The 11,749-nt window shown below is 67.1% G+C and carries 11 protein-coding genes; 5 read left to right on the top strand and 6 right to left on the bottom strand.

Annotated features, from left to right (window positions below; genetic code table 11):
* Positions 1–365 precede the first annotated feature (365 nt).
* Complete coding sequence (locus F3I16_RS10395) at positions 366–1,193, top strand: DUF4344 domain-containing metallopeptidase (protein WP_372239613.1); 828 nt, start codon at positions 366–368, stop codon at positions 1,191–1,193.
* A 16-nt stretch (positions 1,194–1,209) separates the two neighbouring features.
* Here the strand turns inward: F3I16_RS10395 and F3I16_RS10390 are convergent, their stop codons facing one another.
* Both F3I16_RS10390 and F3I16_RS10385 read right to left on the bottom strand, forming a co-directional pair.
* Complete coding sequence (locus F3I16_RS10390) at positions 1,210–1,650, bottom strand: CopD family copper resistance protein (RefSeq protein ID WP_160493583.1); 441 nt, start codon at positions 1,648–1,650, stop codon at positions 1,210–1,212.
* A 35-nt stretch (positions 1,651–1,685) separates the two neighbouring features.
* On the bottom strand, positions 1,686–2,873 hold the full coding sequence (locus F3I16_RS10385; RefSeq protein ID WP_160493582.1) for an NnrS family protein: 1,188 nt from the start codon (positions 2,871–2,873) through the stop codon (positions 1,686–1,688).
* Positions 2,874–3,266: 393 nt separating this feature from the next.
* On the opposite strand from F3I16_RS10385, the gene F3I16_RS10380 reads away from it, so the two are divergent.
* The 3 genes from F3I16_RS10380 (at position 3,267) to F3I16_RS10375 (ending at position 4,491) form a co-directional block, all read left to right on the top strand.
* Positions 3,267–3,446 (top strand): hypothetical protein, encoded by a 180-nt coding sequence (locus F3I16_RS10380; RefSeq protein ID WP_160493581.1) that lies wholly within the window; start codon positions 3,267–3,269, stop codon positions 3,444–3,446.
* On the top strand, positions 3,447–3,599 hold the full coding sequence (locus tag F3I16_RS21015) for a hypothetical protein (RefSeq protein WP_178116662.1): 153 nt from the start codon (positions 3,447–3,449) through the stop codon (positions 3,597–3,599).
* A gap of 109 nt (positions 3,600–3,708) precedes the next feature.
* The gene (locus tag F3I16_RS10375; RefSeq protein ID WP_160493580.1) at positions 3,709–4,491 is read left to right on the top strand and encodes a TatD family hydrolase; all 783 of its coding nucleotides are present in this window, start codon (positions 3,709–3,711) and stop codon (positions 4,489–4,491) included.
* Between the two features lie 201 nt (positions 4,492–4,692).
* Here F3I16_RS10375 and F3I16_RS10370 read toward each other — a convergent pair whose 3' ends face one another.
* Positions 4,693–6,723 carry a methyl-accepting chemotaxis protein gene (locus F3I16_RS10370; protein ID WP_160493579.1) on the bottom strand — a complete coding sequence of 677 codons (2,031 nt, stop codon included), beginning with the start codon at positions 6,721–6,723 and terminating at the stop codon, positions 4,693–4,695.
* Between the two features lie 173 nt (positions 6,724–6,896).
* On the opposite strand from F3I16_RS10370, the gene F3I16_RS10365 reads away from it, so the two are divergent.
* Complete coding sequence (locus F3I16_RS10365; RefSeq protein WP_160493578.1) at positions 6,897–7,787, top strand: ROK family protein; 891 nt, start codon at positions 6,897–6,899, stop codon at positions 7,785–7,787.
* A 3-nt stretch (positions 7,788–7,790) separates the two neighbouring features.
* On the opposite strand, the gene ampE is transcribed toward F3I16_RS10365, so the two are convergent.
* The 3 genes from ampE to F3I16_RS10350 all read right to left on the bottom strand — a co-directional run bounded on the left by ampE (position 7,791) and on the right by F3I16_RS10350 (position 11,629).
* Positions 7,791–8,621: a regulatory signaling modulator protein AmpE gene (gene ampE / locus F3I16_RS10360; protein ID WP_160493577.1), complete on the bottom strand. Its 831-nt coding sequence runs from the start codon at positions 8,619–8,621 to the stop codon at positions 7,791–7,793.
* Positions 8,622–9,182 carry a 1,6-anhydro-N-acetylmuramyl-L-alanine amidase AmpD gene (ampD, locus tag F3I16_RS10355; protein WP_160493576.1) on the bottom strand — a complete coding sequence of 187 codons (561 nt, stop codon included), beginning with the start codon at positions 9,180–9,182 and terminating at the stop codon, positions 8,622–8,624. It lies immediately after the preceding gene.
* A 128-nt stretch (positions 9,183–9,310) separates the two neighbouring features.
* On the bottom strand, positions 9,311–11,629 hold the full coding sequence (locus tag F3I16_RS10350) for a DUF1631 domain-containing protein (RefSeq protein WP_160493575.1): 2,319 nt from the start codon (positions 11,627–11,629) through the stop codon (positions 9,311–9,313).
* Between the last annotated feature and the right edge of the window lie 120 nt (positions 11,630–11,749).

The raw sequence follows: 11,749 nt of genomic DNA, 5'->3' as shown, positions 1-11,749 counted from the left end.
CCAGGCCGAGGCCGCGCGTGCCGGCATTTGCCCCGGAACGAATAGCCAAAGGCTTACACGGATAGGCTGCGATTGGCCCTGTCGACGACCGACCCTTGCGCCTAATCTAAGCCCATCACTGATGAGCAGGACGCTCATCGGGATCAAGGATGATCGACCATCGCCAGGAAGGCAGCTGACAGGACGTCGGAATGGTCTGAGAAAAACCCGCTTCGGCGGGTTTTTTGTTGCCCGCGCAAAAGTGTCGTAGGCATTTTTAGCTCTAGCCTCTCCGCACCGGACGACCGGCCCCGGCGCCTGCCCCTTGAATCTTGCCCGTGCAACTCGCAAAGTTGGCCCCACTATCGAGGTGGCCGGAGGCTGCGGTGCTCAAGCAATTACTGGCTGGACTCACGCTGCTTCTGCTCTGCCGCCTGGCCGCCGCCGAGGAGCCGGCGCTGAGTGCCGAGCAGCTACGCTTCGTCACCGCCAACGCCGAGTTCACCCTGCTGCACGAGATGGGCCACCTGCTGATCAGCGAGCTCAAGCTGCCGGTGCTCGGGCGCGAGGAAGACGCCGCCGACCAGTTGGGCTTCATCGGCCTGTTCCTGCTGTATGGCAAGCAGCGCGATGCCGACTTCTACCAGAAGCTGCTAGATGTGGCCGAGTACTGGCGCCTGGAGTCGCTGCGGCCCAAGCCGGCCCACGAGGAGATCCAGCCCTGGGACAGCCACGCCCTGGATGCCCAGCGCTTCTACAACTTCGCCTGCCTGGCCTACGGCAGCGACCCCGACCGCCTCGAGTGGATGATCCAGACCACCGGCCTGCCGGTGGAGCGGGCGCTCTACTGCGACGAGGAATACCGCCAGGCGCAATATGCCGTGCAGTGGTTCGAGCAACGCCTGCAGCGCCCCCAAGGCAGCCCCATCCGACAGCGCATCCGCGTGCTCTATGACGAGCCCCCCAGCCACCTGAGCTACGGCCCGGACATGCTGGCCAAGGTCAAGGCGTCCGGCGAGCTGGAGGCGGTGGCCAACAAGGCCAGCGAGATGTTCGACCTGCCCCGTGACGCGACCCTGCGCCTGACCAGCTGCGGCGCACCCGACGCCTGGTACGACGCGCGCAATGCCGAGGTCGTGCTCTGCTACGAGAGCCTCGAGCACTTCCACCGGCTGGCCAGCTCGCGGGCGCTGCCCCGGCCGCCAGCCCGCTGAGTGCCGGCGCAGCCGCTCACCAGCCGAGCAGGAACATGGCCTTGGCCAGAAACAGGATGCCGAGCATCTGCACCAGCACGCTGAGGTGGATGAAACGCGAGCGGGCCGGCGTCATGCGGCCGCTGCGCATCAGATAGACCACGGCGATGAAGTGGCCGAGGATGCTCAGCGCCAGGCCGATCTTCAGCACCAGCAAGGTACCGAAGCTGCTGGCGAAGGGTTCCCGCAGCACCGCCCGGTACTGCCAGGCCAGCCCCGCACCGGCACCGTATAGCGCCAGCACCACCCAGTGCATGACTTGCCGGGCACGCTGCCCCAGCGCCCGTGACAGTTGCTCGCGCGGGGCCGCCTCCAGCTGCCGGGCGGCACGGCTGAGAATCATCACCTCGAAGAACACCCCACCGATGAAGCAGGCGGCGGCGCTCAGATGGACGAACTTCAGCAACAGATAAGCCATGGGCACTCCTTAGCGGCTAGTTTCTCCACGGCCTGTTAGCCCGGATGCCCGTCAGCGCGGGTGCTCCAGAGCATGGGCGCATAGCAGTAAAGATACAGGGCGAAGGCGCAGGTCCAGCAGATCGCCGCCAGCCACAGCGACGGCAGGTACCAGAAGCCGACCCCCAGCACACGGAACACGCCGCCCAGGTTGAGCAGCACAAAGGCCAGGGCGAAGCCGCGCGGCAGTTCCAGCGGCCGCCCGGTATGCCCCAGCGAGACGCGCGCCAGCATGGCCAGGATCAGGCCACCGACGCCGCCAACGGTCAGGGCATGCAGGGCCTGGCTGGGGTTGCCGAGCAGGCCGAAATGCCACAGCGCCATGCCGGCACAAGCCAGCCCCAGCCAGGCATAGGCTAGGTGCAGCGACCACAGCAGCGGCACCCGCAGCAGGCCGCCGTCGAACCAGCGCAGCAGACGGATGCCATGACCTAGGGCCAAGGCGGCGAAGGCCAGGCCGAGCCAAGCCTGTGCCAGCAAGGCGCTGCCGCTGGCATGCAGCACGGCCAGCGCAGCGGTGAGCAACAGCAAGGCCCAGTCCAGCCAGGCCCAGGGCTGCACCGCCGTCATCCGACCGAGGCCGCGCTGGGTGAAGAAGGGAATCACCCGTCCGCCGATCAGCCCCATCATCGCCGCCACCAGCCACACGGCGGCCCAGGTGCCCTGTCGCTGCCAGCCATCGTTGCCCTGCTGCACGCCGAGCAGGGTCAGCAGGTCGGCGCCCAGCAACAGCAGCAGCACGGCCACGATCGGGTAGTTGCGGCTCTGCCGCACCGCCCACAGCAGCCGCGCCATCACCAGCGCCACACCGGCGAAGAACAGCAGGTTGCTGAGCAGCAGCAACAGCGGCGAGCCCGACCACCACATCAGCCGCCCCACCAGCCAGATGGCCACCAGCACCGCCAGCGGCTTGCCGGACAGGCTCGGCCGCCCGGTCCAGGTCTGCACCGCGGTCAGCAGGAAGCCGGCGATGATCGCCCCGGCGAAGCCGAACACCAGTTCATGGCGGTGCCAGGCCAGCCAGCCGCCCAGGGGTTGCTCGGTCAGTGGCCAGCCCTGCAGCGCCAGCAGCCACAGCGGAATGGCCAGCGCCGCCAGCAGGCTGCCCAGTAGGAAGAACGGACGAAAGCCGAGACGCAGCAGGGGCGTGATCGCCATCGCCTTGCGCTTGTCGAGAATCTGCATAGCTGCTCCTGCTCCACGCCAGCCGGCGCACAACCCCATCAATGGACACTTGGCCACCATCATGACCCATGGCCGGGCCACGGCCATGACCGAAGTCAAGCCGACGCAGTGCACAGCGGAAAACCGCAACGGCCACTCCCGCCAGCCTAGCGCGGCCGCCGCGGCTTTACCGGCCAAGGCTCCTTGCCGCCTGGCAAGCCATTGAAAATATGGACATTACTCGCAAAACCCAGACGCAACCGGGTAAATCTGTCGAGCGCTTGGCACCGGCCAGCGGGAAAACTTGCTGCAATGGAACGCGCGCTAAATCGCGGCGTCCAACTGCCCGCCGAAACGTGCCCGGCACGGTTCGCAGCAGCTGTCTTTTGCGTGTGGAAGTTCAGGAGTATTCCAATGAAGAGTTTGGCGGTGATGGTTCTAGGCTCGGTCCTGCTGTTGTCGGGTTGCAGCTTCAGCGCCCCTGGCGTGCATGCCCGCATCGGCGATGTCGATTCGGTCCACCTCGATGTCGGCGGCGGCCAGCATGGCGGCAGCTTCTGCCCACCCGGGCACCGCATGAAAGGGAGCTGCTAAATGAGCGCGCGTCTGCTGATCCTGACCATGGCGGCCATCCTGATGACGGGCTGCAGCCTGCGACTGCCGGGTATCGGCATCGACATCGGCGGTGGCGGTGGCGGCGGCCCGCACCACTGCCCGCCCGGGCAGGCCAAGAAAGGCAACTGCTGACCCCGCACCGGGTTGGCAACCGAAGAAGGCCGGCAATTGCCGGCCTTCGCCGTTTCTGGGCGGCGCACCCGGACTGGCGAGCTCGCGGCAAATCGCCGATGCTGTGCCCATGCAGCTGATCGATACCCACACCCACCTCGACTTCCCCGACTTCGATGCCGACCGCGGCGCCCTGCTCGCCCGCAGCCGTGCCCTGGGCGTGGAGAAACTGGTGGTGCTCGGCGTGTACCAGGCCAACTGGCAGCGCCTGTGGGACCTGGTGCAGGGCGATGCGGGCCTGTACGCCGCCTTCGGCCTGCACCCGGTCTATCTGGAGCAGCACCGCCCCGAGCACCTGGACGCGCTGCGCCACTGGCTGCAGCGCCTGGCCGGCCACCCCCGGCTCTGCGCGGTGGGCGAGTTCGGCCTGGACTACTTCCTCGAGCAGCTCGACCGCCAGCGCCAGCAGGCGCTGTTCGAGGCCCAGCTGCGCCTGGCCGCCGAGTTCGAGCTGCCGGCCCTGCTGCATGTGCGCCGCGCCCATGCGGCCACCATCGCCACCCTGAAACGCTGCAGGCTCAAGCGCGGCGGCATCATCCATGCCTTCGCCGGCAGCCACGAGGAAGCCCGCGAGTACCTCAAGCTCGGCTTCAAGCTCGGCCTCGGCGGCGCGCCGACCTGGCCGCAGGCCCTGCGCCTGCGCCAGGTCGTGGCCCGCCTGCCGCTGGAGGCCATCGTCCTGGAAACCGACGCCCCGGACATGGCGCCGGCCATGCACGCCCACCAGCGCAACAGCCCGGAGTTCCTCGCCGACATCTGCGCGGCCCTGGCCGAACTGCGCGGCATCGAGGCGGACGAGCTGGCCAGCGCCAGCAGCCGCAACGCCGCCGAACTGTTCGGCTGGCCGCACTGAGGCCAGGCAGAAACGACAAGGCCCGCCGGAGGGCGGGCCTTGTGCGCCTGCATCAGGCTCAGAGCCTGTTTACGATCTTTTGAGCTAGAGCCAGGCAAGGCGAAATTGGGCGAGGACGCGGAGTTTACAAGCCGTAAATGAGCAGTCCGAGTCCAATTTCAACGCAGCATGGCCGACGATCAAGAGATCGTAGACAGGTTCTCAGACGCGGAACGCGCTGATCAGCTCCTTGAGGCGACCAACCTGGTCGGACAGCTGGCGGCTGGCCTGTTCGGTCTGCACCGCGCCTTCGGCTGTACGCTCGCCGGCCTGGTTGATCTCGACGATGTTCATGTCGATATCGTGGGCGACCGCGGTCTGCTGCTCGGCGGCAGCGGCGATCTGCTGGTTCTGGTCGACGATCATGCCCACCGCGCCGAGGATGTTCTCCAGCGCCTGCTGCACGTTGGCCGACTGGCTGACGGTGCTTTCGACCATCTGGTGACTGCCGTTCATGGCGGTCACCGTGGCGCCGACCCCGCTCTGCAGGCGGCCGATCATCTGCTCGATCTCTTCGGTGGACTGGTGGGTGCGTTTGGCCAGGTTGCGCACCTCGTCGGCCACCACGGCGAAGCCGCGGCCCTGCTCGCCGGCACGCGCCGCCTCGATGGCCGCGTTGAGCGCCAGCAGGTTGGTCTGCCCGGCGATGCCCTTGATCACTTCCAGCACCTGGCTGATCGAGGCGCTGTCGGCGGCCAGCTGGTTGATCACGCCGACCGACTTCTCGATCTCGCTGGCCAGCAGCTGGATGCTGCCGACCTGGAACTCGACCATGCCACGACCGCTGACGGTTTCCTGGTTGACGCTCTGCGCGCTGCCCACCGCGGCGGCGGCGCTGCGCGCCACTTCCTGGGCGGTGGCGGACATCTGGTTCATCGCCGTGGCCACCTGCTCGATCTGCCCGCGCTGGGCGCTGACCGCCTGGCTGCTCTCGCCGGAAACCAGTTCGACGCGATCGGCCTGGCGTTCGACTTCGGTCACGGTCTGGCCGACCAGCTCGATCAGGTCGCGGATCTTCGCCACGGTGCCGTTGAACACCTGGCCCAGCTCGCCCAGCTCGTCCTGGCTCTTGACGCTGACCCTGACCGTCATGTCGCCGGCGGCGACCTGGCCCAGGGTCTGGCCAAAGCCTTTCAGGGTGGTGCGGGTGGATACGTAGAAGCCGCCATAGAGGTAGCCGATCAGCAGGAACACCAGCACCAGCGCCACCACCAGCAGGATCATCTGCACACGCTTGGCGGCCAGGCGCTCGCTCAGCTCCTCATCGAGGAAGCCCAGCACCGCCTCGTCGAGCACATAGGTCTTGTCGATGCCGGCGCTCATCTGGTCGAAGAAGCCCTGCCACGGCGCGTCCAGGGTATCGGCCATGAGGATCTGCTCTTCCAGCAGGCTGCCGCCCTCGGTCAGGCTGTTGCGGCTGGCTTCGGCCAGCGCGCTCAGCTGCTTCTGCGCCAGGGCGTTGCCCTGCAGGGCGTTCTGGATCTTGAAGCCGTATTCGGCGTGCAGCTTCTCCAGCTCCAGCAGCAGCTCGTCGAGCTTGGTGCTGTCGGAGGAGCCGAGGATGCCCTGGCCCAGGGAGTAGGAGCCCAGGGCACGGCCCTTGCTCAGGGCCTTGGTCACCGGCGGGGTGACCGTGGTCAGCAGCTCGGTCATCTGCCGCACCGTCAGTTCGCCGTCCTGGCTGAGACCGGACTGGCTGGCGACGAACTTGATGAACACCTCGGCATTGTCCAGCGCCTTGACCACCAGGCCGGCCTTACTGCGCTGCGACGACTCCTGCTTGACCGCATCGAGGGAGGCCTTGATGGCGTCGCGCTGGGTGTTGAATTCCTCGATCTTCTGCGCGTCGCTGCTGCTCGGCTGCAACTGCCCCAGGGTGGTGTTGATGCTGGTTTCCAGTGCGCCGATCTGCGCGACCAGCTTCTCCGACTCGCCGGACTGCCCGAGCACGGCATTGATCTCCAGCAGGTCGTTGAGGCGCTCCAGTTCCTGGCGCATCTTCAGGCTCTGCTTGAGCAGCTCGAGGCTTTGCAGTTCCGACCGGGTATCGACGAACTCGTGATAGGAGTCGCGCACCAGATAGAAATTGGTGATCAGCATGGGCAGGAAGAAAAGCACACTGATCAGGCTGAACTTCATGCCGAAGCTCAGGCGGTTCATCAGCGCAATGGCGGGATACAACACGCTATTCACTAAACGTCTCCTGTTGCCATTATTGTTGTATGCCGGTCGGGAGCAGACCGGCGCTGGAACGGCAAAATAGGGGTGTCACGGGTTTATCTCGGCGCCATGCTCAGGCAAGCACTCGCACCTTCTCAAGCTGTATACCGGATATCGACCCCAACCTCTGTAACTTAAGGTTAAGAATGCGCACACCTCTCCGCTTCGGCATTGACCTGGGTGGCACCAAGACGGAAATCATCGCCCTGCAGGGCTCCGACGAACGGCTGCGGCGGCGCCTGCCGACACCCCAGGGCGACTACCAGGCCAGCCTGCAGACCATCGTGCGCCTGGTGCGCGAGGCCGAGCAGCAACTGGGCGCCAGCGGCAGCGTGGGCATCGGCATTCCCGGCACCCGCTCGCCCGATCACGGGCGGATCAAGAACGCCAACTCGGTGTGCCTGATCGGCCAGGACCTGCAAGGCGACCTGGAAGACCTGCTGCAGCGCCCGGTGCGCCTGGCCAACGACGCCGACTGCTTCACCCTGTCGGAAGCCAGCGACGGCGCCGGCGCAGGGGCCGACAGCGTATTCGGGGTGATCCTCGGCACCGGGGTCGGTGGCGGCATCGTGATCCACGGGCGCCTGCTCGGCGGGCCGAATGCCATCGCCGGCGAATGGGGGCACAACGCCCTGCCCTGGCGCAGCCCGGCCGATGGCCCGGCGCGGCGCTGCTACTGCGGCCTGGACGACTGCATCGAGACCTTCCTCAGCGGCCCCGGCTGGGCCGCGCGCAGCGGCCTGGGGCTGAATGCCGCGCAGCTGGCCGCCGCCGCCCAGGCCGGCGAACCGGCCGCCCAACAGGCGCTGCAGCGCTACTGCGAGCAGCTGGCGCGCGGTCTGGCCACGGTGATCAACCTGCTCGACCCGCACGCGATAGTGCTGGGCGGCGGCCTGTCGAATATCGCCGCGCTGTATGAGCGGGTGCCGCCGCTACTGGTGCGCCACGTGTTCTCCGACCAGGTCAACACCCGTCTGCTGCCGGCCCGCCACGGCGACTCCAGCGGGGTGCGCGGCGCCGCCTGGCTGTGGCCGTAGCGCTCAGAGCAGAAGAATCCACACGGCAAAGGCGGCATACCAGAGCACGGCCGCCCGCACCAGCAGCTGCCACAGCTCGTCCAGGCTGCTGACTCCGGGCTCGCCCACCTGCGGTTCGGGCAGCTCGCTGGCGGCACGCCCGGCATTGACCAGCAACTGCGCCGCCGGAATGTCCCAGCCGAGCAGGTCATGCAGCACCGCACGGCTGACCGCGGCGAAGTTGCCGACCAGGGCGAAGCTGGCCGCCAGCACCCGCACCGGTAGCCAGTCCAGGCCATGGCGCAGCTGCGCGGCCCGCTCGGCCAGCGGCGCCGTGGCGGCATGTTCGGCGGCCAGCGCCAGCAGGCGATAGGCCAGTGGCACCAGCGGGCCGAGCAGCGCGTACCAGAAGATCACCGCGAAGAAGGCCTGATAGGCCTGCCACAATTCATAGCCCTGCACACGCAACAACAGCTCGGCCTCGCCATCGGCTTCGAGGCCGAGGTCGCGCTCGGCCACATGCAGCGCCGCCTGGTCATCGCCACGCCGCCAGGCATCGCGAAACGGCCCCAGCGCCGCCAGCACATCGCCACGCCCCAGGCTGTAGATCACCACCAGCAGATGCACCGGCAAGGCCAGCCAGCCATAGGCCAGCGGTTCCAGCACCAGCAGCAGCACACCGAGTAGCAGCACCGGCAGCAGCACCAGCAGCGCCAGCTGCAGCCATGGCGACGCGTCCGGCCGCGCCTCGGCCCGGGCCAGCTGGCGCAACCACGGGCCATCGCGCTGGATACGCCGGCGCCCGGCAGAAAACTTCTCCACCCAGAGCACCAGCAGCAGCACCAGAAAGTTCATCTACCGCTCTCCTTGATCCAGCAGGGCCGCGCGCAGGCGTGGCCAGTCGAAATACGGGCCCGGGTCGGTCTTGCGGCCCGGGGCGATATCGCTGTGCCCGCAGATCCGCGCCACGCTGAGCGCCGGGTAGGCCTGCAGCAACTGGCGGGCCAGGCCGATCAGCGCCGCATACTGAGCCTCGCTGAACGGCATGTCATCGGTGCCCTCCAGCTCGATGCCCAGGGAAAAATCATTGCAGCCCTCGCGCCCCTCGAAGCTGGAGACCCCGGCATGCCAGGCCCGCTCGTTGCAGGAGACAAACTGGGTGACGCCGCCGTCACGCTCGATCAGGAAATGCGCGGACACCTGCAGATGGGCGATGCCGGCGTAGTAGGCATGCTCATCAAGCGGCAGGCAGTTCCGGAAGAACTGCTGCACCTTGCCGGTACCGAACTGCCCGGGCGGCAGGCTGATGTTGTGGAGCACCAGCAGGGAAACCTCCCCCAGCGGGCGCGCATTGCAATTCGGCGAGGGGCAGTGCTGCACACCGGCGCACCAGCCGCTGACGGGGTCCAACTGCATAGGGGCTCCTTGAACAGTCCCGCCACTGTAGCAGATAGCCGGCCGCGCCTCAGAGCTGGGCGGATCTTCCGGGGTACACAAACGAAAACGCCCGGCACGAACCGGGCGTTTTCAGGCCAAGCGGAAGGTCAGGCGCCCTTGAGCTTGCGCAGGTTGCCGATCACCGACTCCAGGGCTCGGTCGAACAGCAGGGCATCGTCCAGCATGCGGATCGCCGCGCGGCGGAACTCCACGGCCAGGCCCATGCGCGTCTTCTCCAGCACCTTCATGCCGGTGCGGTTGACGAAGATGTATTTGCCGGTCGGCTTGATGATGGCCGCCAGCTTGCAGCGCAGCTTGTGCTCCTCGTCTTCCATGATCTCCACCCAGCTGCCGACGCGCAGGCTATCGACCTGCAGCAGGGTCTCGTCGTCATCGGGCAGACTGATCTCGGGCTCGCGCTCACGTAGCTCGCCCGGGGCCAGCAGGACGATCTCCTCGACCACCTCGACCATGGCCGGCACCGCCGGCTCAGGCTCCGCAGCCGGCACCTCGAGGAGTGCGTCGAGATCGTCCGGCAACTCATCCCCAGCTTCGTTGCCCAAAGGCGCGGCAAGCGCTTCGGGCTCGACAGGCGCGCGTGCGAAGCGCTGGAAGGCCTGCACATGCACGGACTCCAGCTGGCTGAAGAACTCGCTGGTGACGAACGGATCGATCGCCGCACCCGCCAGCCCCTCGCGCAGGGCCTTGAGCAGGTTCGGCACCAGCTCCAGCAGACGCTGGCGGTCTTCCGGCTCCTCGTGCGGCTCGACGCTCCAGACCAGGTCATCCATCACCGCCAGCGCCGCCTGCCACTCGGCAGACTCGGCCCCGTGCTTCAGGCAGCTCAGCTGCAGCACCTTGCTCCAGCCTTGCTGCAGCAGGAGCACCACCACCTCGGGCAGGGTCTTGCCCAGCAGGCGGGCATTCAGCGCCTGCTCGACCTGCTGGCGCGCCAGCTCGGCCTTGGCCCGGCCCTCCTCGGCATCGCGGGTGCGCTGTTCGAGCAGCTCGCTGCGGCGCCGCTCATCGCCGGTGAAGGCGAGGAACTCGGCGAGCAGGTCGGCGAAAATGCTCGGATCGTCGGTGAAGTCATTGAGCAGACGCTGGACCACCTGCTCGATGCGCTGGAACAGACTGTCGCGCCGGGCATCGTCCTGGGTGCTCCAGCCCAGTGCCGCCGAGGCGATTTCGTTGAGCAGGCGCCGGGCCGGGTGGCTGCCGCGGCTGAAGAAGGTCTTGTCCAGCACCGCGACCTTGAGCATGGGGATCTGCAGGCGGCCGATCAGCGCCTTGAGCGAATCCGGCAGGGTGCGGTCGTCCAGGATGAACTCGAACAGCATGGACACCAGGTTGATCACATCCTCATCGACCTCGCCGACCACGCGCGCCTTGCCGCTTTTGGCGCTGGCGCGGGTCAGCAACAGCTCCAGCTGGTTGCGCAGGTCGAAGTCATCGGCGGCCGGCGCCCCATCGGCCGGCAGGCGCTGCTGCATATGCGAGAGCAGGCGCATCAGATCGTTGCTGGAAATCGGCAGCGCATCGGCGGGCACCGCGCGCCGCGGCACGGCCGCAGTCCCGCGCACGTGGGAAAGCAGCTCCTGCAGCGCGCCGAAGACCTCCTGCACGCCCTCATCGGCGAAAGCTGCGCCGCCGTCACTCGCCGCAGCCGTCTCACGGGCGACCCGATTGCCCGGCGCCTCGCGCCCCGGCGCATTGCGTCGGGCCGGCAGTGCGGACTTCAGCTCCGGCAGCACGCCGGCCTCGACCAGTTGCTGGTTGGCCGCGGCATACAGCTGGTCGAGATCGGCCAGCACATACTTTTCGAAGAGCTTGAGCACGATCAGCTTGACGCGAATCTCCACCCCGAGCCCGGCACAGGCGGCCATGAACTGCTCGCAGAGCACGCGCGGCCCTAGCGGATTGCTCTTGTCATCGAGCTTCTGGCTGACGATGGCATTGCAACGGGTGGTCAGGTGGCCCAGCGCCACCCCGTCGCGACTGATCACCCGCGCCACCATGGCATCCAGGGCAACCGCCTCCTCCAGCACATCGTCCTGTACCAGCGACAGGCTCTCGAAGGACACGCCACCCAACTGCGGGGCCTGACCGACCTGGTACTGACTGGCGACCGCGAAGCTCTCGAAGACCTTCTGCAGGAAGCTCCGCTCGATCGTCTTGCGCTTGAGGCGCAAATCGCGCATCGCTTCGAAGAAGGCATTCTGCTCGGCATTGCTCGCCGCCCGGTCAGCCATGTCGAAGAGTGTGTCGTCGGCATTGTCGAACAGCGCCTGCAGCGCCTGCTTGAGCTGCTGCGCAGCCTTGTCGCGCACCTGGATCAGGGCCACGGGAAGCCTTCCTGCCTGCGAAGTTGGCGAATGCTCAGGGGCGACCCTGTTCAGGTGCACCACTTTCGCGTCGGTCTGCATTACGAATCTCCCGCAGGAGCCAGATCGGGCGGCCTGCAAACAATCAACGGGCGTCACTTTCACGCCAAATACACGGCGTCAAAAATTATGACAAATATCATTATGTAAGGAGGGATGCAG

It is taken from the genome of Pseudomonas sp. L-22-4S-12 (assembly GCF_009799935.1).
Classification (GTDB): Bacteria; Pseudomonadota; Gammaproteobacteria; order Pseudomonadales; family Pseudomonadaceae; genus Aquipseudomonas.
Note: the sequence above shows the minus strand (reverse complement) of the source record. Positions and strands in the feature narration are given on the sequence as shown.

Coding starts and splice junctions, on each gene's coding strand:
- F3I16_RS21015 (WP_178116662.1), top strand. CDS start 3,447: ATGAGCGCGCGTCTGCTGATCCTGACCATGGCGGCCATCCTGATGACG.
- ampE (WP_160493577.1), bottom strand. CDS start 8,621: ATGAACTTTCTGGTGCTGCTGCTGGTGCTCTGGGTGGAGAAGTTTTCT.
- F3I16_RS10385 (WP_160493582.1), bottom strand. CDS start 2,873: ATGCAGATTCTCGACAAGCGCAAGGCGATGGCGATCACGCCCCTGCTG.
- F3I16_RS10365 (WP_160493578.1), top strand. CDS start 6,897: ATGCGCACACCTCTCCGCTTCGGCATTGACCTGGGTGGCACCAAGACG.
- F3I16_RS10350 (WP_160493575.1), bottom strand. CDS start 11,629: ATGCAGACCGACGCGAAAGTGGTGCACCTGAACAGGGTCGCCCCTGAG.
- ampD (WP_160493576.1), bottom strand. CDS start 9,182: ATGCAGTTGGACCCCGTCAGCGGCTGGTGCGCCGGTGTGCAGCACTGC.
- F3I16_RS10380 (WP_160493581.1), top strand. CDS start 3,267: ATGAAGAGTTTGGCGGTGATGGTTCTAGGCTCGGTCCTGCTGTTGTCG.
- F3I16_RS10375 (WP_160493580.1), top strand. CDS start 3,709: ATGCAGCTGATCGATACCCACACCCACCTCGACTTCCCCGACTTCGAT.
- F3I16_RS10390 (WP_160493583.1), bottom strand. CDS start 1,650: ATGGCTTATCTGTTGCTGAAGTTCGTCCATCTGAGCGCCGCCGCCTGC.